Source organism: Streptomyces sp. NBC_00388, from assembly GCF_036061255.1.
GTDB lineage: Bacteria > Actinomycetota > Actinomycetes > Streptomycetales > Streptomycetaceae > Streptomyces.
Genome location: NZ_CP107948.1, coordinates 6,635,109 through 6,655,421, shown reverse-complemented (window position 1 = coordinate 6,655,421; position 20,313 = coordinate 6,635,109). Strand labels below are relative to the sequence as shown.

At 71.3% G+C, this 20,313-nt stretch carries 19 protein-coding genes; 8 read left to right on the top strand and 11 right to left on the bottom strand.

Going from position 1 to position 20,313, the window contains the following annotated elements; genetic code table 11:
- Positions 1-14: 14 nt before the first annotated feature.
- Positions 15-821, bottom strand: a complete 807-nt coding sequence (locus OG917_RS29595; RefSeq protein WP_328322280.1) for an ArsR/SmtB family transcription factor — start codon at positions 819-821, stop codon at positions 15-17.
- A gap of 290 nt (positions 822-1,111) precedes the next feature.
- Between OG917_RS29595 and OG917_RS29590 the strand changes: the two genes are divergently transcribed.
- The gene (locus OG917_RS29590; RefSeq protein WP_328321376.1) at positions 1,112-2,212 is read left to right on the top strand and encodes a 3-deoxy-7-phosphoheptulonate synthase; all 1,101 of its coding nucleotides are present in this window, start codon (positions 1,112-1,114) and stop codon (positions 2,210-2,212) included.
- A gap of 22 nt (positions 2,213-2,234) precedes the next feature.
- Positions 2,235-4,577 (top strand): excinuclease ABC subunit UvrA, encoded by a 2,343-nt coding sequence (locus tag OG917_RS29585; RefSeq protein ID WP_328321374.1) that lies wholly within the window; start codon positions 2,235-2,237, stop codon positions 4,575-4,577.
- A gap of 42 nt (positions 4,578-4,619) precedes the next feature.
- On the opposite strand, the gene OG917_RS29580 is transcribed toward OG917_RS29585, so the two are convergent.
- From OG917_RS29580 to OG917_RS29570, 3 genes are read right to left on the bottom strand one after another with little or no spacing between them, the layout of a single operon-like run.
- Entirely contained in the window at positions 4,620-5,366 is a 747-nt protein-coding gene (locus tag OG917_RS29580; RefSeq protein ID WP_328321372.1) for a succinate dehydrogenase/fumarate reductase iron-sulfur subunit, read from the bottom strand.
- Positions 5,363-7,312 carry a fumarate reductase/succinate dehydrogenase flavoprotein subunit gene (locus OG917_RS29575; protein WP_328321370.1) on the bottom strand — a complete coding sequence of 650 codons (1,950 nt, stop codon included), beginning with the start codon at positions 7,310-7,312 and terminating at the stop codon, positions 5,363-5,365. The genes OG917_RS29580 and OG917_RS29575 overlap by 4 nt, the downstream gene beginning before the upstream one ends.
- A gap of 1 nt (position 7,313) precedes the next feature.
- A complete protein-coding gene (locus OG917_RS29570) occupies positions 7,314-8,018 on the bottom strand; it encodes a succinate dehydrogenase cytochrome b subunit (RefSeq protein ID WP_328321368.1) in 705 nt (234 codons plus the stop codon).
- Between the two features lie 97 nt (positions 8,019-8,115).
- On the opposite strand from OG917_RS29570, the gene OG917_RS29565 reads away from it, so the two are divergent.
- Positions 8,116-9,018 carry a LysR family transcriptional regulator gene (locus tag OG917_RS29565; protein WP_328321366.1) on the top strand — a complete coding sequence of 301 codons (903 nt, stop codon included), beginning with the start codon at positions 8,116-8,118 and terminating at the stop codon, positions 9,016-9,018.
- On the opposite strand, the gene OG917_RS29560 is transcribed toward OG917_RS29565, so the two are convergent.
- Together OG917_RS29560 and OG917_RS29555 are read right to left on the bottom strand one after the other, a co-directional pair.
- Positions 8,988-11,171, bottom strand: a complete 2,184-nt coding sequence (locus OG917_RS29560) for a putative bifunctional diguanylate cyclase/phosphodiesterase (RefSeq protein ID WP_328321364.1) — start codon at positions 11,169-11,171, stop codon at positions 8,988-8,990. The genes OG917_RS29565 and OG917_RS29560 overlap by 31 nt on opposite strands.
- Positions 11,168-11,980, bottom strand: a complete 813-nt coding sequence (locus OG917_RS29555; RefSeq protein ID WP_328321362.1) for an SAM-dependent methyltransferase — start codon at positions 11,978-11,980, stop codon at positions 11,168-11,170. The genes OG917_RS29560 and OG917_RS29555 overlap by 4 nt, the downstream gene beginning before the upstream one ends.
- A gap of 746 nt (positions 11,981-12,726) precedes the next feature.
- Here OG917_RS29555 and OG917_RS29550 point away from each other — a divergent pair.
- The 5 genes from OG917_RS29550 to OG917_RS29530 all read left to right on the top strand — a co-directional run bounded on the left by OG917_RS29550 (position 12,727) and on the right by OG917_RS29530 (position 15,495).
- Positions 12,727-12,861: a hypothetical protein gene (locus OG917_RS29550; RefSeq protein ID WP_328321360.1), complete on the top strand. Its 135-nt coding sequence runs from the start codon at positions 12,727-12,729 to the stop codon at positions 12,859-12,861.
- Positions 12,862-12,888: 27 nt separating this feature from the next.
- Entirely contained in the window at positions 12,889-13,656 is a 768-nt protein-coding gene (locus OG917_RS29545; RefSeq protein ID WP_328321358.1) for a bestrophin-like domain, read from the top strand.
- A 32-nt stretch (positions 13,657-13,688) separates the two neighbouring features.
- Positions 13,689-14,150, top strand: coding sequence for a universal stress protein (locus tag OG917_RS29540; RefSeq protein WP_328321356.1), 462 nt, complete (start codon positions 13,689-13,691; stop codon positions 14,148-14,150).
- 169 nt (positions 14,151-14,319) lie between these two features.
- Positions 14,320-14,856, top strand: a complete 537-nt coding sequence (locus tag OG917_RS29535; protein ID WP_328321354.1) for a sigma-70 family RNA polymerase sigma factor — start codon at positions 14,320-14,322, stop codon at positions 14,854-14,856.
- Between the two features lie 153 nt (positions 14,857-15,009).
- Complete coding sequence (locus OG917_RS29530) at positions 15,010-15,495, top strand: hypothetical protein (protein WP_328321352.1); 486 nt, start codon at positions 15,010-15,012, stop codon at positions 15,493-15,495.
- Positions 15,496-15,532: 37 nt separating this feature from the next.
- On the opposite strand, the gene OG917_RS29525 is transcribed toward OG917_RS29530, so the two are convergent.
- The 5 genes from OG917_RS29525 to OG917_RS29505 form a co-directional block, all read right to left on the bottom strand.
- Positions 15,533-16,720, bottom strand: a complete 1,188-nt coding sequence (locus OG917_RS29525; RefSeq protein ID WP_328321350.1) for a histidine kinase — start codon at positions 16,718-16,720, stop codon at positions 15,533-15,535.
- A complete protein-coding gene (locus tag OG917_RS29520; RefSeq protein WP_328321348.1) occupies positions 16,717-18,207 on the bottom strand; it encodes a sodium/solute symporter in 1,491 nt (496 codons plus the stop codon). Before OG917_RS29520 ends, OG917_RS29525 begins: the two co-directional genes overlap by 4 nt.
- On the bottom strand, positions 18,204-18,566 hold the full coding sequence (locus OG917_RS29515) for a hypothetical protein (RefSeq protein WP_328321346.1): 363 nt from the start codon (positions 18,564-18,566) through the stop codon (positions 18,204-18,206). Before OG917_RS29515 ends, OG917_RS29520 begins: the two co-directional genes overlap by 4 nt.
- 66 nt (positions 18,567-18,632) lie before the next feature.
- A complete protein-coding gene (locus OG917_RS29510; RefSeq protein WP_328321344.1) occupies positions 18,633-19,385 on the bottom strand; it encodes a LytR/AlgR family response regulator transcription factor in 753 nt (250 codons plus the stop codon).
- Between the two features lie 85 nt (positions 19,386-19,470).
- The gene (locus tag OG917_RS29505) at positions 19,471-20,310 is read right to left on the bottom strand and encodes an amidohydrolase family protein (RefSeq protein ID WP_328321342.1); all 840 of its coding nucleotides are present in this window, start codon (positions 20,308-20,310) and stop codon (positions 19,471-19,473) included.
- Between the last annotated feature and the right edge of the window lie 3 nt (positions 20,311-20,313).

Below are 20,313 nucleotides of genomic sequence, written 5' to 3'. Positions count from 1 at the left end.
CGCCTCCCGGCGCGTTACCGCGCGGCGACCGTCCTGCCGCCCTCCAGGAGGGTCTTCAGCCCCGAGAGGATCATGACCCAGCCGTCGCTGACGCCCTCCAGCATCTTGCTGTCGGGACTGTCGAAGCCGTCGTGCGTGATGGTCAGCTTCACGCCGGCGGAGGGAACTTCGGCGGGCTCGATGTCGAAGGTGACCTTCGAGCGCTCCTGCCGCGCCGCCTCGGACTCCTCGTCCGACACCTCGCCGAACAGCGCCCGGTGCATGGACTGCAGCGTGTGCCAGGTGTACGAGAGCCGCTTGCCGGGCTCGGCCTCGATGACCCGCTGGTCGAGGTCCTCGAAATCCCCGTCAGGTCCCATCTTCCACTCGACGGGCGACCCGGAGACCCAGTCCGAACGGGGCCCCCACCCGTCCATGTACTGCTTGATGAACTCCCAGTCGGTCAGGGCCTGGTAGAGCTTTTCGGGGGTCGTCTGGATGTAGGTGACGTAGACGAATCCGGGCTTGTCCATGGCTGGTCCTTCCAAGGTCTGCTTCAGCTGGGAGAGCGTGGCCAGCCGCCCCCGTTCGTACCGGCCGATCCAGCGGTCGGCTATCTCCTGGATCGGCACGGGATTGAGGTAGTGCAGTTTCTGCCTGCCGTGCCTGACGGCTGTCACCAGATGAGCCCCGGCCAGCACCGCGAGGTGCTTGCTCACCGCCTGCCGGCTCACCCCGAGGCCTTCGCTCAGCTCCCGCAGGCTCTGACCGTTCCGGGCGTTGAGCCGGTCCAGGAGCCGTCTCCGGTTCGGATCGGCCAGCGCCCTGAATGCCTCATCCATGCTCACCCGCACAGTATAGGCAACCATTCGGTTGCCTATCAAGCGGAGGTAATCATTCCGCGCGCCGCCCGGGCTCTGCTACGGTTTCCCCATGTCAGTGATCCGTTGGTATCAGCGCTATGAGCCGGCTCCGGGTGGAGCCGGAGGTCACCTGCGCTGACCGACCGATCACCCGGAGCCAGCAAGGCAGAGACGCACCGTCTCTGCCTTTCGTCGTACAGGCGGGCTGGTACCGGGCAGCGTGCACCACGCACTCACGGCCTCCCGCCGCAGCAGATACGGGATGCCCCATGAACACCACCACCCCGACCACGCCCGGCACCGGAGACCTGCGGGTCACCGGCTTCCGGCGCCTCGTCGCGCCGTCGGTCCTGCGGAGCGAACTCCCCCTGGACAGTGAGCGTGTGGCACTGGTCCGCGACAGCAGGCGAGCGGTACGGTCCGTGCTCGCCGGGGAGGACGACAGACTCCTCCTCGTCGTCGGCCCCTGTTCCGTCCACGATCCGGAAGCGGCGCTGGAGTACGCCCGGCGCCTCGCCGCGGCCGCGGCACCGCTGAGCGGCGAGCTCTGCGTCGTGATGCGCGTCTACTTCGAGAAGCCGCGCACGACGCTCGGCTGGAAGGGGCTCATCAACGACCCCGGTCTGGACGGCACGCACGAGGTGGAGCGGGGACTGCGCACCGCCCGCGGGGTGCTGCTCGACGTACTCGGCACCGGGCTCCCGGTCGGCTGCGAATTCCTGGAGCCGACCAGCCCGCAGTACATCGCGGACGCGGTCAGCTGGGGTGCGATCGGCGCGCGGACGCCGGAGAGCCAGGTGCACCGCCAGCTCGCCTCCGGGGTTTCGATGCCGGTCGGATTCAAGAACGCCACGGACGGCGACGTCCAGCCCGCGGTCGACGGCTGCCGGACAGCCGCGGGCAGCCATGTGTTCTTCGGGATCGACGGCGAAGGCCACGGCTCGGTCGTCTCGACGTCCGGCAACCCCGACTGCCATGTCATCCTGCGTGGCGGCCGCGGCGGCCCGAACTACGGCCCGCAGGAGGTCGGTGACGCGCTCGCGCTGCTGGCGAAGGCGGATATGCCCCAGCGCCTGGTCGTCGACGCCAGCCACGCCAACAGCGGCAAGGACCCGGTGCGCCAGGCGGAGGTCGTACGGGAGATCGCCGGCCGGGTGGCGGCGGGCGAACAGGGCATCGCCGGGCTGATGCTGGAGAGTTTCCTCCTGGAGGGCCGCCAGGAGCCGGGCCCGCTCGGCACCCTGACGTACGGCCGGAGCGTCACCGACGCCTGCGTCGGCTGGGAGGAGACGGAGCGGCTGATCGGTGAGCTGGCGGCAGCCGTCGTGAGCCGCCGCGCTCGTCTGCCGCGACAGACAGGGACGGTCTGAGGTCACCCCCTAGAATTCCGGTATGCAAAGCCCCCATGACCCGTATGTCCGTGTCCGTGGCGCCCGCGAACACAATCTGCGCGGTGTCGACGTGGACATTCCCCGTGACGCCCTGGTGGTGTTCACGGGGGTCTCGGGCTCGGGCAAGTCCTCGCTGGCCTTCGGGACCGTCTACGCGGAGGCCCAGCGGCGCTACTTCGAGTCGGTCGCGCCGTACGCCCGCCGGCTCATCCACCAGGTCGGCGCTCCGAAGGTCGGGTCGATCAGCGGTCTGCCGCCCGCGGTCTCACTCGAACAGCGCAGGTCGGCGCCCACCTCCCGGTCCTCCGTCGGGACGGTCACCACGCTCTCGAACTCGCTGCGGATGCTCTTCTCCCGTGCGGGTGACTACCCGGCGGGGGCCGAGCGGCTCGACTCCGACGCCTTCTCGCCGAACACCGCGGCCGGCGCCTGCCCGGAGTGCCACGGCCTGGGGCGGGTGCACCGGACCAGCGAGGCGCTGCTGGTGCCCGACCCCTCGCTCTCCGTCCGGGAGGGCGCCATCGCGGCCTGGCCCGGGGCGTGGCAGGGCAAGAACCTCCGTGATGTGCTCGACGCGCTCGGGTACGACGTGGACCGGCCCTGGCGCGAGCTGGCGCAGCAGGACCGCGACTGGATCCTCTTCACCGACGAGCAGCCGGTGGTGACCGTGCACCCGGTGCGGGACGCGGGGCGGATCCACCGCCCGTACCAGGGCACCTACATGAGCGCCCAGCGGTATGTGCTGCACACCTTCGCGGACTCCAGGAGCCAGTCGCTGCGCGCCAGGGCCGAGCGCTTCCTGACGAGCACCCCGTGCCCGGTGTGCGGGGGCCGCCGGCTGCGGCCCGAGTCGCTCGCGGTCACCTTCGCGGGCCGTACGATCGCCGGGCTCGCCGCACTGCCGCTGTCCGGTCTCGCCGGGGTGCTGGCCGGCGCGGAGGGCGGTGAGACCGCGAAGGTGCTCACCGCCGACCTGCTGGCGCGCATCGCGGTCATCACCGAACTGGGTCTCGGCTACCTGAGCCTGGACCGCACCACCCCGAGCCTTTCCTCGGGCGAACTGCAACGGCTCCGGCTCGCCACGCAGTTGCGGTCGGGCCTCTTCGGCGTCGTGTACGTCCTGGACGAGCCGTCGGCGGGGCTGCACCCCGCGGACACCGAGGCGCTGCTGGTGGTGCTGGACCGGCTCAGGGAGACGGGCAACTCGGTCTTCGTGGTCGAGCACCAGCTCGATGTCGTACGGCGTGCGGACTGGCTGGTCGATGTGGGGCCCGACGCGGGCGAGCACGGCGGCCGGGTGCTGCACAGCGGGCCGCCCGGGCTCCTGGCGGACGTCGCGGATTCGGTGACCCGGCGCTATCTCTTCGACGCGTCGCCGGCCCCCGCACGCACACTGCGGGAGCCCTCCGGAGTGCTGGAGATCGGCCCGGTGACCCGGCACAATCTCGATGGCCTGCGGGCCGGGATCCCGCTCGGCGTGCTCACCGCGGTGACCGGTGTCTCGGGCTCGGGAAAGTCCACCCTGGTCGGCGAGATCACCGAGGAACTGCCCGGTGTGCGGCGGCTGGTGGCGGTCGACCAGAAGCCGATCGGCCGTACGCCCCGGTCCAACCTCGCCACGTACACCGGTCTCTTCGACACCGTACGCAAGCTGTTCAGCGCCACCGACGAGGCGAAGGCCCGCGGCTACCGGGCGGGCCGGTTCTCCTTCAATGTGCCGGGCGGGCGGTGCGAGACGTGCCAGGGCGAGGGGTTCGTCTCCGTCGAGCTGCTCTTCCTGCCCAGTACGTACACGCCCTGCCCGGACTGCCACGGGGCGCGCTACAACCCGGAGACCCTGGAGATCAGGCACCGGGGGCTCTCCATCGCCGAGGTGCTCGACCTGACGGTGGAATCGGCCGCCCGGTTCTTCGCCGAGTCCCCCGCCGCCGCCCGCAGTCTGCGGACCCTGCTCGACGTGGGGCTGGGCTATCTGCGCCTCGGGCAGCCGGCGACCGAGCTGTCGGGGGGCGAGGCGCAGCGCATCAAGCTGGCGAGCGAGCTCCAGCGTGCCCGCGGAGCGCACACCCTGTACGTCCTGGACGAGCCGACCACCGGGCTGCACCCGGCCGATGTGGAGGTGCTGATGCGGCAGTTGCACGGTCTGGTCGACGCGGGCCACACGGTGGTGGTGGTCGAGCACGACATGGCGGTGGTGGCCGGGGCCGACTGGGTGATCGACCTCGGGCCCGGCGGGGGCGGCGACGGCGGACGGATCGTCGCCGCGGGCCCGCCGGCCGAAGTGGCTGCCGCGCCCGGCAGCCGGACCGCGCCCTATCTGGCACGCGCCCTGCGGGGTGCGTGACCGGAGCTGCCGGGACCGGTCACGCCCGGGACCGCGGCCGGGTCAGCGGCCGACCTTGCGGGTGGCCCGCAGCCACTCCTTGTTCATCGCCGTGATGGACGGCAGCGGGATGCCCTTGGGACAGGCGGTGGCGCACTCCCCGGCGAGGGTGCAGCCGCCGAACCCCTCGTCGTCCATCTGCGCGACCATGTCGAGCACCCGCGTCTCGCGCTCGGGGGCTCCCTGGGGCAGCACATTGAGATGGTTGATCTTCGCGGAAGTGAACAGCATCGCCGAGCCGTTGGGGCAGGCAGCCACACAGGCACCGCAGCCGATGCACTCGGCGTGCTCGAAGGCGTAGTCGGCGTCCGGCTTCGGTACCGGCGTGGCATGCGCCTCGGGCGCCGCACCGGTCGGGACGCTGACATAGCCGCCGGACTGGATGATGCGGTCGAAGGCCGACCGGTCCACGACGAGATCCTTGACGACCGGGAAGGCCGCGGCACGCCAGGGTTCGACGTCGATGGTGTCGCCGTCCTTGAAGGAGCGCATGTGGAGCTGGCAGGTGGTGGTGCGCTCCGGGCCGTGGGCGTCGCCGTTGATGACCAGGCTGCACGCGCCGCAGATGCCCTCGCGGCAGTCGTGGTCGAAGGCCACGGGCTGGTCGCCCTTGAGTGTGAGTTCCTCGTTGAGGGTGTCGAGCATCTCAAGGAACGACATGTCCGGTGAGATGTCGTCGACTTCGTAGGTCGTCATGGCGCCGGCGGCGGCTGTGTTCTGCTGGCGCCAGACGCGCAGGGTGAGCTTCATGCGTAGCTCCGCTGAGTGGGGTGGACGTACTCGAAGACCAGGTCTTCCTTGTGCAGGACGGGGGCGTCGCCGGTGGCGGTGAACTCCCAGGCGGCGGCGTACGAGAACTCCTCGTCGCGGCGCGCCGCCTCCCCGTCCGGGGTCTGCGACTCCTGGCGGAAGTGGCCGCCGCAGGATTCCGCGCGGTGCAGGGCGTCGAGGCACATGAGCTCGGCGAGCTCCAGGTAGTCCACGACGCGGTTGGCCCGCTCCAGCGACTGGTTGAACTCCTCGCCGGATCCGGGCACCTTGATGCGGCGCCAGAACTCCTCGCGGATCTGCGGCAGCCGGTCGAGTGCCTTGCGCAGGCCGTCCGCCGTGCGGGCCATGCCGCAGAGTTCCCACATCAGCTCGCCGATCTCCCGGTGGAAGGAGTCGGGCGTCCGGTCGCCGTCGACCGCGAGCAGCAGGTTGAGCCGGTCCTCGGTCTCGGCGACGGCCTCGGCGACCACCGGGTGGTCGGCGCCGATCTCCTCGTGGTGCGGGTTGCGGGCGAGGTAGTCGTTGATGGTCGACGGCAGGACGAAGTAGCCGTCGGCGAGGCCCTGCATCAGGGCGGATGCGCCGAGCCTGTTGGCTCCGTGGTCGGAGAAGTTGGCCTCACCGATCGCGAACAGGCCGGGAATGGTGGTCTGGAGGTCGTAGTCGACCCAGAGCCCGCCCATCGTGTAGTGCACGGCCGGGTAGATGCGCATGGGTGTCTCGTAAGGGTTCTCCGCGGTGATCCGCGCGTACATGTCGAAGAGGTTGCCGTACTTCTCCTCCACGGCACGGCGGCCCATGCGGGTGATCGCGTCGGCGAAGTCCAGGTAGACGCCCTGGCCGCCCGGGCCGACACCCCGCCCCTCGTCGCAGACGTTCTTCGCGGCGCGTGAGGCGATGTCGCGCGGGACGAGGTTCCCGAACGACGGGTAGGTGCGCTCCAGGTAGTAGTCGCGCTCGTCCTCGGGGATCTCGTTGGCGGGGCGGGCGTCGCCCTTCGCCTTCGGTACCCAGATCCGGCCGTCGTTGCGCAGCGACTCGCTCATCAGGGTGAGCTTCGACTGGTGCTCGCCGGTGCGCGGGATGCAGGTGGGATGGATCTGGGTGAAGCAGGGGTTGGCGAACCAGGCACCGCGGCGGTGGGCGCGCCAGGCCGCGGTGGCGTTGGAGTTCATGGCGTTCGTCGAGAGGTAGAAGACGTTGCCGTAGCCGCCGCTGGCCAGCACCACGGCGTCCGCGAAGTGGGTGGAGATCTTCCCGGTGATCAGGTCGCGGGCGACGATCCCGCGGGCCTTGCCGTCGACGACGATCAGATCGAGCATCTCGGTGCGCGCGTGCATCTCGACGCTGCCCGCCGCGATCTGGCGGGAGAGCGCCTGATAGGCACCGAGAAGCAGTTGCTGTCCGGTCTGACCGCGGGCGTAGAAGGTCCGGGAGACCTGGACCCCGCCGAAGGACCGCGTGTCGAGGAGCCCGCCGTACTCACGGGCGAAGGGCACGCCCTGGGCGACGCACTGGTCGATGATCTCGACCGAGATCTGGGCGAGCCGGTGGACGTTGGACTCGCGGGACCTGAAGTCGCCGCCCTTGACGGTGTCGTAGAAGAGCCGGTGCACGGAGTCGCCGTCGTTGCGGTAGTTCTTGGCGGCGTTGATCCCGCCCTGCGCGGCGATGGAGTGGGCGCGGCGCGGCGAGTCCTGGTAGCAGAACTGCACGACGTGGTAGCCCTGTTCGGCCAGGGTGGCGCCCGCGGAGCCGCCCGCGAGGCCGGTGCCGACGACGATGACGGTGTGCTTGCGGCGGTTGGCCGGGTTGACGAGCTTCGCCTCGAAGCGACGGGTGTCCCAGCGTTCACCCACGGGCCCCTGGGGGGCCTTCGTGTCGGCGGCCGGCGCGCCGGTCGTGTACTGCGTGTAATCGGTCATGTCAGCTCACGACTCCGGTCATGACGGCGACGGGTACCGAGATGAAGCCCACCGTCAGCACCAGCGCGAGGATGTTGGCAATGCCCTTGAGTACCCGGTCGCGGGTGGCTTTCCCGGCGCCGAGGGTCTGGGCCGCGCTCCAGAAGCCGTGCCTGATGTGCAGGCCGAGCGCGAGCATCGCGACGATGTAGATGACGTCGCCGTACCAGGTGTGGAACGTCGCCACGACGTTCTCGTACGGGTGCCCGGGCTGGGCGTTGGTGTTCACGGTGAGGGTGGTGAAGTCCAGCAGGTGCCAGACGATGAACAGCGCGAGGATGATGCCGCCCCAGCGCATGGTGCGGGTGGCGTAGCTGGCGCGCGGGCGCTTGTGCGCGTAGGCGACCGGCCGGGCGCGCAGGTCGCGGCGGCTGAGCTGGTAGGCACAGACCGCGTGCAGCACCACAGCGGCGACGAGTGCGACGCGGATGATCCACAGCGCCCACTCGTAGTGCAGGAAGGGCTCGCCGATGGTGCGCAGCCAGTGGGCGTAGCTGTTGAACTGGCCGGAGCCGAAGAAGATCTTGAGGTTGCCGAACATGTGGACGACCAGGTACAGCAGCATGACCAGACCGCTCACGGCCATGATCGTCTTCTTGCCCACGGTCGATCCCCAGACCGAGCGCGCCATGGACGGCCGTCGGTCCGTCTTCGTTGCCAGTGCCATGTCAGAGGACGTTACGGCCCCGGGTGGCCAGAGGTCCAAGACATGACCCGGCTCATCTCCATAGCCGTTGCCTATCGTGTTCGGTTACCGTGGCTCCATGCAGCTCCAGCAGCTCGGCTACTTCGTCGCCGTCGCAGAGACCCGTCACTTCACCCGCGCCGCGGAGGAGCTGCACGTCGCCCAGCCCTCGCTCTCCCAGCAGATCAGGGCGCTGGAGAAGGAGCTGGGTGCCGAGCTGTTCAGCAGGGCCCGGGGGAACATCGCCCTCACGGACGCCGGTGAGACGCTGCTGCCGCTCGCCCGCCGGATCCTCGCCGACGCCGAGACGGCCCGGCACGAGGTGCAGGAACTGGCCCAGCTGCGGCGCGGCCGGGTGCGGCTGGGTGCCACCCCGAGCCTCTGCACCGGCCTGCTCCCCGACGTCCTGCGCACCTTCCACGACCAGCACCCCGGCATCCAGCTGATGATCGAGGAGGGCGGCTCGCACGACCTCGTACGGGAGCTGGCACGCGGCGCGCTCGACCTCGCGCTGGTCGTCCTGCCGCTGCCCACCCCGTCCCCCGCGCTCACCACCGTCGAGCTGCTGCAGGAGGACCTGGTGGCCGTCTCGTCGCCCGCGGCCGTGGCGCCCCGCTCACCCCTGCGGATCGCCGATCTGGAGGGCGAGCCGATGGTGATGTTCCGGCACGGCTACGACCTGCGGGACCTCACGCTTTCGGCCTGCCGGGCCAAGGGGTTCGAACCGTACTTCACGGTCGAGGGCGGCGAGATGGACGCCGTCCTCGGCTTCGTACGGGCGGGGCTGGGGATCGCGGTGGTGCCGGGCATGATCGCGGCGCGGGCCGGGCACGGGCTGCGGGTCACCCCGCTCGCCCGGCCCGGACTGCGCCGCACCATCGCGCTGGCGCACCGCAGCGATGTGGCGCCGCCACGGGCCGCGCGAGTGCTCCAGGAGGTCCTGCTGGCGAGTCACACCGCGTCGGCCAGCGACAGCGTGTGAATCCGGTCGGGGGCACCCGGCCTCGCGTAGTACCAGCCCTGCGCCGTGTCGCAGCCAAGCTCCTTCAGCTGGTCGGCCTGTGCGCCCGTCTCCACACCCTCGACGGTGACCGCGAGCTGCAGGCTGTGCGCCAGCGCGACGATCCCCTCGACGATCTTGAGATCGACCGGATCGGCCGGGTGCTGCTGCATCGACTGTGTGAACGACCGGTCCAGCTTCAGCACACTCACCGGCAGCCTGCGCAGATTGGCGAGGTTGGAGTAGCCGGTGCCGAAGTCGTCGAGGGCGATGTCCACGCCCATGTCGGCCAGTTGACGCAACGGCTTCAGCAGATCGTCGTCGGCGCCGATCAGTGCCGACTCGGTGACCTCCAGGCAGAGCGCGCCGGGGTCGAGGCCGGTGCGCTCCAGGACCGCCACCGTGTCGGCGACGAGTCCCGGGTGGTAGAGCTGGGTGGGCGAGAGGTTCACGTTGATCCGCAGCGGTCCGCCGTCGCTGTGCGCGGGGTGCAGCTGCTGCCAGCCACGCGCCTGCCGTACGGACTCCTCCAGCACCCAGCGGCCGAGCGGCACGATCAGTCCGGTGTGCTCGGCGAGCGAGATGAACCGGTCGGGCCCGAGTATCCCGTGCTGCGGGTGGGACCAGCGCACCAGCGCCTCGGCGCCGTGCACGGTGCCGTCGCCGAGGTGCACCAGCGGCTGGTACTCGATGAAGAACTCTCCGCGCTCCAGAGCCGCCGGCAGCGCGGTGGTGAGCCCGTGCCGGGTGATGGCCCGGGCGTCCGCCTCGGCATCGGCGAGCTGGAAGCGGTTGCCGCCCGCGGCCTTCGCCCGGTACATCGTGATGTCGGCGCTGCGCAGCACCTCGGCCGCGCTCTGCGTCCCGGACAGCCCCTCGACCACCCCGATGCTCCCGCGGACGGTCAGCTCCCGGCCGTCGATCCGGATGGGGTTCGCCAGCACGGACAGGATGCGTACGGCCAGCTCCTCGACCTCGTCGGCGGACTCGTACCCCGTGGTGAGCGCGACGAATTCGTCGCCGCCGAGCCGGGCCACCATCTCGCCCGCCGCCGTGGCACAGCTCTGCAGCCGGTCGGCGACCTCGACGAGCATCCGGTCGCCCGCGGAGTGTCCGAGGCTGTCGTTGATCGCCTTGAAGCCGTCGAGGTCCAGATAGCAGAGGCCGAAGCGCATCCCTTCGGGTGCGGAGACCGCCTTTTCGAGCCGCTCGAAGAAGAGCGTGCGGTTGGGCAGCCCGGTCAGCGCGTCGTGCGTCGCCTCGTACCGCAGCCGCAGGTTGAGCAGCCGCCGCTCCGTGGTGTCCTCGATGAGCGCCAGCTGGTACTGCGGCCTGCCCTCCGGGTCCCGCAGCAGCGACACCGTGAGGTTGGTCCAGAGAACGGTGCCGTCGTTGCGGTAGTAGGGCTTCTCGACCCGGTAGTGCTCGCGCTCGCCCCGCACCAGCTCCGCGTGCATCCGCCAGACCTGCGGGGCGTCGTCCGGGTGCACCCACTCGTTCACCTTGCGGCTGCGCACGTGGTGGTCGACCCCGCCGAACATCCGCAGCAGGGCGGCATTGATCTCCAGGATGTTGCCGTCCAGGTCGGCGATGCCGATACCGACCGCCGCGTCCTCGAACACCGCGCGGAAGCGCGTCTCGGTGACGTGCAGCGCCTCCTCGGCGGCGCTGCGCGCGGAGAGCGCCGAGCGGGCGATGGCCTCCTGTTCGGCGAGCGTGCGCTCGCGCAGCGCCTGGGCGAAGCCGGCGGCCATCGCGTGCTGCAGGCGGGCGCAGCGGTTGCGGATCTCCTCGCTCGTCAGGTCAGGGCCTGTCGTCCGCTCGCCGCAGTAGAGCACCAGATACGAGTCGACCACGCCGAGGGTCCGGGCGAGGGCGTCGGGGTCGGTGCAGTGGGCGGCCACCAGATCGGCGCCGATCCGCTGGGCCGGCGAAGGGTCGAACGGCCAGGCGTGCAGCGCGTCGCAGAGGTCGCGTGCGAGCGGCAGCAGGTGCTGCTCGAACTCGGGCCTGGTCAGCGAGGTCGCGGTGGAAGGGAAGATGGCCCGGCTCCAGATGGTCGCGAAGCGGCCGACTCTGTCCTCGGGGCTGTCCTGGTCGGCCGGCGACGCCGTCTTCTGCCTCGGCACGTTCACGCCCTGAGTCCCACTCCCACGCAGCCCGAGAAGGCATACGGGTCCTCCTGGTCGACCGGGGTGTCGGGCCGCCACTCCGGCATGGCGACCAGGCCGGGCTCCACGAGCTCGTACCCGTCGAAGAACCGGGCGACCTCCTCGTGCGAGCGCATCACCAGCGGGTTGCGGATGGTGCGGTAGACACCCACCGCGCCCCCCGCCTGCTCCTGCGGGACCGGGATCCCCTCGTACGACGCGTGCGTGAGGATCAGCAGGCTGCCCGGCGCGAGGGCGTCCCGCAGGGCCGCCACCGCCGTGTACGGGTCGTCGGCGTCCTCGATGAAGTGGAGTACGGCCACCAGCAGCAGCGCCACCGGACGGCCGAGGTCGAGCAGGGCCGCTACCTCGGGGCTGTCCAGGATCTCCTGGGGCTTGCGCAGGTCGGCGGCGGCCACGGCGGTCAGGTCGTTGCCTTCGAGCACGGCCTTGCTGTGGGCGACGGCGACCGGATCGTGGTCGACGTAGACCACCCGGCAGTCCGGGTCGACGGACTGGGCGACCTCGTGGACGTTCCCGAAGGTGGGGATGCCGGAGCCGATGTCGAGGAACTGCGTGATTCCCTGCTCCACGGCGAACCTGACCGCACGGCGCATGAACGCCCGGTTCGCCTGCATCACCTTGGGAAGTCCCGGCATGAACTCCATGGCTTTGCGGGCGGCCTCGCGGTCGACCTCGAAATTGTGCGAACCGCCCAAGTAGTAGTCGTAGATCCGCGACACGCTCGGCACCGAAAGATCGATGCCCTGCGGGGCCCAGGCAGGTCGCTCCATCAATGTCTCCCACAAGTCGGCACGAGGATCCGGCCATGTCCATGGCCATTGTTCGAGTGTTCGGGCCGAATCTACTGACCACCTGGCAAGAGAGCGAGCAAAAACGGAAATTGGCGGTCCGTTATTGGTCACACGCCGCTGGCACGTGCTTCCGGCCTGCCGCCGCACGCTCCGTGCGGGCGTGGCGGAGACCATGGTAGGCACGCCGCCCGGCAGCAATTCCCGCGGGTGACACGTGAGATGGCCGCCTCAAACACAAAGACGCAGATATCCCCCCTTCCGGCGAATCGGCGGCAACGCCGGAGCGCTGCGGCGCCCGCCGGATCATGCTCGACGACATGTACAGATCGCCGCGGACGCTCGTTCCGCTCACCGGCCGGCTGCTGGCGGTGGCGGGCCTCGTCTGGCTCCCGCTGATACCCGTGCCCGCAGCGGCATCCGACTGCTCCTACGCCTACATCTCCCAGTCGGGGCACGGGGTTTCGGGGACAGCGGTCGCCGTATCGGGGAGCGGCAGGTGCAGGGCCGAGCACACCCATGCGCCGAAGCCCCCGCCACCGCGCCCCCCGAAGCCCCGGCCGAAACCGCCCCCTCCGCCACCGCCACCACCACCGCCTCCTCCGCCACGGCCCGTGTACCACCCGCCGCCCGTCCACCACCGCGTGGTGGTCCCGCCGCCCGCCCCGGCACCGCCCCCCGCGCCACCGAAGCCCTCGGTGCGTGCGCGTCCGCCTGCGCCGAAGCCCGTGGCACTCCCGGACTACAAGGCACCCGTACGGAAGAAAATGCGCACCGGGCCGCCCATCGTCACGCTGATGCTCCTCGTGACGGCTCCTGCCGTCTTCGCCGTGGCCGTGCTGCGCCCGCGCTCCTCCCGCTGATCCGCCCGTTGACCGACGGAGACTCCCGTGTCGGAATGGCTTGTTCTCACTCTCGCGATGGCGGCCGCGTGCGCCGTCGTCCTGACCATCACCCTGATCAGCAACCGCCGGATCGCCGAGGACGACGACCCGTCGCAGACGCCTGACGTCATCGAGTACATGACGATGATGATCGGCGTGATCTACGCCATCGTGCTCGGCCTGGCCATCGCGGGCGTCTGGGAGGGCCGCAGCGCCGCCCAGGAATCCGTACGGATGGAGGCCCAGGCCCTGCACGAGGTCGACGCACGCTCGGCCGTCTACCCCCCGGCAGTCCATCAGCGCATCCACACCGATGTGGAGACCTATGTCAGCTACGTCCTGGACACCGAGTGGAAGCACATGGGTGAGCACGGCGACCTCACCGACCGCGGTGCCCGACTCCTCGGCCAGGTACGCCGTGACGTCACCGACTACAAACCGGCCAACGACCACGAGGGCGAGGCCTACCAGCCGCTGGTCGACCAGGTCTCCGCGGCCGACGACGCCCGCAGCTCGCGAGCGCAGAGCGCGCGGGCGACGATGCCCGGAGTCGTCTGGTTCGGTCTGATCATCGGTGCGGTGATCACCGTCGGGCTGATCTTCACACTCCAGATCCGGCGCACCCCGAAGGAGCTGTTGCTGGCCGGGCTCTTCAGCGCGCTCATCGCCTTCCTGCTCTTCCTCATCTGGGACTTCGACGCACCATTCGGGCGGGGCGCGATCTCCGCCACGGCCGCACCGTTCCTCGATCTCTTCCCGCACGCATCCAAATAGGAGCCCGAACGCCGGAGCGATAACCTCTCGGCGTGACAGAACAGCAGCCTCACCAGTTCGAACGTGGCACAGACGGTCCCAAGGTGATCGTGGTCGGCATCGACGGATCGGAGCCGTCGCTGCGGGCCGCCTCGTACGCCGGGGGGCTCGCCCGCCGGCAGAACGCACTGCTCGCCATCGTGTACGTCCAGCCGGTGCTCTCCGCCGGGGTCTCTCTCGGGGCCCCGGTCGGGGACACCACCGGGGAGATCGCCGAGGAACTGGTGGCCGAGATCCGGGCCGCCACCGAGCGGGTCAAGGAGATATTCGCCGTGCGCTGGGAGTTCCACACCTTCCGCGGCGACCCGTACAACGGCCTGGTCACCGCGGCCGACGAACTCAAGGCGGACGCCGTGGTGGTCGGGGCATCGGAGTCGGCGGGGCACCGGATCGTGGGATCGGTCGCCGTCCGGCTGGTCAAGGCGGGCCGCTGGCCCGTCACCGTCGTCCCGTAACCCCCGTCTCCCGGCACGGCCCCGCGGGGGTACCGCCGCCGGCGCCGGGCCCGCGCGGCGAGCGCTGCGCCGACCGCTCACCGCACCGCTCACCGCACCGTTCAACCGCTCGCCGCAGAGCCGTGTCCGGCCGCTGTTCGTTCCCGCCGTGCTGCGCTCGTATACGACGGTGACCACCACACAGACACGCCGCGGGACGGACGAGCGGGACCTGCTGGAACTCCAGCGCAGCCACGGCGGTGCGCTGCTGCAGTTCCTGCTGGGGCTGACGTGCGGGGACCGGCAGCGCGCCGAGGACCTGGTGCAGGAGACCCTGGTGCGTGCCTGGCAGCATCCCGAAGCCTTCGAGGGGCCGTGGGAGTCCATGCGGCCCTGGCTGTTCACCGTGGGCAGGCGGCTGGCCATCGACGCCCGCAGATCCCGGCTGGCACGCCCGGCCGAGGTGAGCGACCGCCTCCTGGAGACCACCGCCGCCCCCTGCGATCCCGCCGAGCGTTCCGCCGCCGCCCTCGACGTACGCGAGGCCGTGCGGACGCTGACCCCGGAACACCGGGAGGTGCTGGTGCAGATCTACTTCCGCGGGCTGAGCGTGCACGAGACCGCCTCGGTGCTCGGGATACCGGCGGGAACCGTCAAGTCGCGCTCGCACTACGCCCTGCGCGCCCTCGGCCGCAGCCTGCCCGGGTATCCGGACGGGGTCCGCTGAGCCGGCCGGAACAACCGGCCCCGGAGGGCGAATCCTGGGTTCCGGCCCCGCGGGGCATCCGGCACGGGTTCAATGCTCCCTGGAGCGTCCGGAGGCGCACCTGCCGCAGTGCCGGACGACTGCCCGGCCGAGAGATGAAAGAGGCGAGACGGGATGCGTCCCGAGAGCACCAACGGGACCAGTGGTGACGAACTGCTGGTGCCGATGGACTGGATGTACGCCGAGTACATCGCGGATGAACTGCTGCGGACCGGCGATCTCATGCCGCCGACGACGATCGAGTTCCAGGCGGGGCGGGACGCGCTGGCGCTGACCGTCTTCCTCTCCGAGGGGCCGGCGGGCGGGGCGCGGATGGTGGCGCGGCTCGACGAATGGCTCTCGCTCACCGCCTACGACGCCCGGTGGCGGGAGTGGGTGTGCGCCCGCATCGGGGCGCTGGTGGAGGCCGGCGGGCAGGGCCCCGACCTGCCGCTGGCCCTGGCGGCCTGGCGCTGGCTGGACGACACCGAGCTCTTCGCCGCCGACCTCGACGCGGTCGCTCCTGGGGTGGTGCCGGGCGGGGACGACGAACCCCGGGTGTGGACCCCGGCCTGGCAGCTGGGACTGCCGCTGGGGCATCTGGCGATCCACCTCTTCTGAGGAGTGTCGCCGGACCGCCGGAAGCGGGCGCCCCGCCTCATGAACCGTGCACGCCCGCACGGTACTTCGGGATGCGCAGCGTCACCTTCATGCCCGCGCCGCGTGCGGTCTCGATCACGAGGCCGTAGTCGTCCCCGTACACCTGGCGCAGCCGCTCGTCCACGTTGAGCAGCCCGATACCGGAGGACGGTCCGACCTCGCCCCGCAGGATCCGGCGCAGCCGTTCCGGTTCCATGCCGACGCCGTTGTCCTCGACCACCACCTCGGCCTCGGCGCCCGCGTCCAGTGCGCTGATGGTGATGCGGCTCCGTCCCGCCTCCCCCTCGATGCCGTGCTTGACGGCGTTCTCGACGAGCGGCTGCAGACAGAGGAAGGGCAGCGCCACGGGCAGCACCTCGGGCGCGACCTGGAGCGTGACACCCAGCCGGTCGCCGAAGCGGGCCCGCACGAGCGCGAGGTACTGGTCGATGGAGTGGAGTTCATCGGCGAGGGTAGTGAAGTCCCCGTGGCTCCGGAAGGAGTACCGGGTGAAGTCGGCGAATTCGAGGAGAAGTTCACGTGCCCGCTCCGGGTCGGTACGGACGAACGAAGCGATGGCTGCCAGGGAGTTGAAGATGAAGTGCGGGGAGATCTGGGCCCGCAGGGCTTTGATCTCGGCCTCGATCAGCCGCGTACGGGACCGGTCGAGTTCGGCGAGCTCCAGCTGTACGGAGACCCAGCGGGCCACCTCCCCGGTGGCCCGCGCGAGCACAGCGGACTCGCGCGGCGCATAGGCGACGAGCGCGCCGAGCACCCGCTCGTCGACGGTCAGCGGGACGGCCACGGCCCAGCGCAGCGGGCAGTCAGGATCGCCGCAGTCGCTGCTGAACGCCTGGTCCCTGCCGGTCTCCAGGAGCGCGGCCAGCTGCTCCATGGCGGGGGCACGGTGGTGCTCCCCGATGCCGTCCCAGGCGAGGACGCCCTCCCGGTCGGTGAGGCAGAGCGCGTCGGTGCCGAGCAGCGAGCGCAGCCGGCGTGCGGCCTTGCGTGCGCTCTCGCCGGTGAGCCCGGCGCGCAGCGGCGGCGCGGCGAGCGAGGCGGCGTGCAGGGTCTCGAACGTCGCGTGCTCGACCGGAGTGCCGACGCCGCTCCCCCGGGCGGGCCGGGTGCGCCTGCCGAGCAGGAATCCGGCGGCCGGCAGCAGCGGTCCGAGCACGATCAGCACGGCCAGCACGGCGCCGCTCACCGGCCGCCGCCCCGCGACGTGGCCAGCGCCTCCGGCAGGTGGAAGCGGGCCATGGCGGCGCTGGTACCGGGCGGGATGCGGCCCGGGGTGGCCAGCGACACCAGGATCATCGCGAGGAAACCCACCGGCACGGACCAGACGGCGGGCCAGGCGAGCAGGGTGTGGGCCCAGCCGGGGCGCACACCCCCGCCCATCGTGACCGAGACGGCGATCAGCGCGGAACCGCCGCCGAGCAGCAGCCCCGCGACCGCGCCGGGCGGAGTGAGCCGGCGCCACCAGATGCCCAGGACCAGCAGGGGGCAGAAGGACGAGGCGGAGACGGCGAAGGCCATCCCGACGGCGTCCGCGACCGGCACCCCGCTGACCAGCAGCGCGGCGCAGAGCGGTACCGCCATGGCCAGCAGTGTGGCGAGCCGGAAGTGGCGTACGCCGTGTGCCCCCTGGGTGAGGACCCCGGCGACCGCCATGGTCAGCCCTGAAGCCGTGGAGAGGAAGGCGGCGAAGGCCCCGCCGGCCACGAGCGCGCCGAGCAGGGCGCCTCCGGTGCCGCCGATCACCCGGCTGGGGAGCAGGAGCACCGCCGCGTCGGCGTCGCCGCCCAGGGACAGCTCCGGCGCGTACAGCCGTCCGAGCGCCCCGTACACCGGCGGGAGCAGATAGAAGACGCCGATGAGGGCGAGGACGACGACGGTGGTGCGGCGGGCGGTGCGCCCGTCGGGGCTGGTGTAGAAGCGGACGACGACATGGGGCAGCCCCATGGTGCCGAGGAAGGTCGCGACGATCAGCCCGTACGTCGCGTACAGCGGATGGTCCGCCCGGTCGAAGCCTGCCGCGGCGGCCAGCCGGGGTCCGTCGGCCGGCACCCGGGGCCGGCCGTCGCCCTGCCAGGCGAGGACCAGGAAGAGCGCGGGGACCAGCAGCGCGGTGAGTTTGAGCCAGTACTGGAACGCCTGGACGAAGGTGATGCTGCGCATGCCGCCCGCGGCCACCGAGAGCACGACGACCGCCGCGACGATCACCGGGCCGAGCCAGCCGGGCGCGCCGGTGAGGATTTCCAGGGTGAGCCCGGCGCCCTGCAGCTGGGGCACCAGGTAGAGCCAGCCCGCTCCGGTGACGAGGATCCCGACGAGACCGCGGACCTGCCGTGACTCCAGCCGCCCCTCGGCGAAGTCGGACAGGGTGTAGGCGCCGGAGCGGCGCAGCGGTGCGGCGATGAGGACCAGCAGGACCAGGTATCCGGCGGTGTAGCCCACCGGGTACCAGAGCATGTCGGGACCGTGGAGGAGGACGAGTCCTGCGATGCCGAGGAACGAGGCGGCCGAGAGGTACTCGCCGCTGATCGCCGCGGCGTTGAGCCGTGGGCCCGCGGTGCGTGACGCCACGTAGAAGTCGGAGGTCGTACGGGAGATCCGCAGGCCGAAGCCACCGACGAGGACGGTGGCGAGGACGACCGCGGCCACCGCGACCACGGCGTACGTCCGGCTCACCGTGCGGGGCGGCCTTCCACGAGGCGGGCGAAGTCCTGCTCGTTGCGCTCGGCGCGGCGGACGTACCACCAGGCGACGGCGGTGAGCAGGGGGCAGGCGCAGAGACCCAGGCCGATCCAGACGGCCAGGTCGCTGCGGAGCGCGGCGAACGCGACCGGCAGGGTACCGGCGAGCAGCGCCACCAGGGCGAAGGCGCCGAGGCCGGCGCGGAGCTGGCCGCGCATGAGGGAGCGTACGTAGGCGTCGCCGAGCGCGGTCTGTTCGTCGATCTCCGACTGTGCCCGGTAGCGGGGCAGCGGTCGCACCCGCCGGGGCTCGCCCGTCACGGTCTCGCGTCGGGGTTGCTGCTCTGCGGACATGGCGCGGAGTGTACGCAGCGCGGCGAGGCACGGGGAAGGAAACGGGCAAGGAGTACCCGGGCGGGGTCAGTGGCCGGGGGGCCGCATCAGCCGGTCGCGCAACGCCCTGGCATGGCGCCTGCTGACGGGGAGTTCGGCCGCCCCGATGCGTACGCTCATCGAGCCTGCGTCCAGGCGCAGTTCGTCGATGCGGTCGAGCGCGACGAGATGGCTGCGGTGGATGCGGACGAATCCGCGGGAGCGCCAGCGCTCCTCAAGGGCGGAGAGCGGCACCCGGACGAGATGGCTGCCGTCGGCGGTGTGCAGCCGTGCGTAGTCCCCGTGGGCATCGGCGTAGGTGATGTCGGCGACCGCGACGAAGCGGACGACACCGCCGAGTTCGACCGGGATCTGGTCGGGAGCGGCGTCCAGGACCGGTGCCGTCCGGTCGGCGACGAGTTCGGCGGCCCGGCGCACGGCCTCGGCCAGGCGTTCCCTGCGCACCGGTTTGAGTACGTAGTCCACGGCCTTGAGGTCGAAGGCCTGTACGGCGAAGCCCTCGTGCGCGGTGACGAAGACGATCAGTGGTGGCCGGGTGAACCCGGCGAGCAGCTGGGCGATGTCGAGTCCGGTGAGCCCGGCCATGTGGATGTCGAGGAAGACGACGTCGACGGCCGCCGCACCGTCCGCCCCGGGTTCGAGCGCGCCACCGATGCGGCGCAGCGCCTCGGTGGCGCTCAGCGCGCCCTCCGCGGTGCCGACGCGGCTGTCGCTGCGGAGCAGGTAGAGGAGTTCCTCAAGGGCGGGCTCCTCGTCGTCGACAGCCAGTACGCGCAGCATGGCCCGGAGTGTACGACCTGGCGGGGGCGGCGGGGCGGGGACCGCGGCGGGTGCACCGGTCCGGGGAGCGGCGGCGGGTGCGGCCTCAGATTCCGTAGACCCGCGCGGCGGTGGCCCCGAGTACCTGGGCACGCTCTCCCTCACTCAGCCCCTCGGTCAGCCGGTGCGCGGTGTCCACCACTTCGCCGTAGGAGGATGCCAGGGTGCAGACCGGCCAGTCGGAGCCGAACATCAGCCGGCCGGGGCCGAAGGCTTCGAGCACCGTGTCGGCGTACGGGCGGAGACCGGCCGTCGTCCAGCCGGCCCCCGCCTCTGCCACCATGCCGGAGAGCTTGCAGACGGTGTTGGGGCGGGCCGCGAGGGCGCGCACGTCGGACGCCCAGGGCCGGAGCGAGCCGCCGGCGATGGGCGGTTTCCCCAGATGGTCGAGTACGAAGGTGAGTTCGGGCAGTTGCGTCGCGACGGCGGTGGCGACGGGAAGCTGGTGGTCGAGCACGATCAGGTCGTAGGCCAGCCCGGCCGCGGCGACCGCGGCGAGCCCGCGCTGTACGTCGGGGCGCAGCAGCCAGCCGGCGTCCGGTTCGCCCTGCACCTGGTGGCGGATGCCCACCAGGTGCTCCCCGCCCGGCAGTTCACGCATGGCTGCGAGCGTGTCCGCGATGCCGGGGGCAGTGAGATCGGTCCAGCCGACGACTCCGGCGACCAGGCCGCTCTGCCCGGCCAGGGCCAGGAACTCGGGGGTCTCCTCGGCGGCGGTGACGGTCTGGACGAGGACGGTGGCGTCCACGCCCGCGGCCCGGGCCTGGGGAGCCAGTTCCCCGAGCGCGAAGTCACGCCGGAGCGGGGCGAGTCCGGGGCCCGTGATCCACTCCTGGTCGCGTACGGCGAGGTCCCAGACATGGTGGTGGGCATCGATGATCTGCACCGG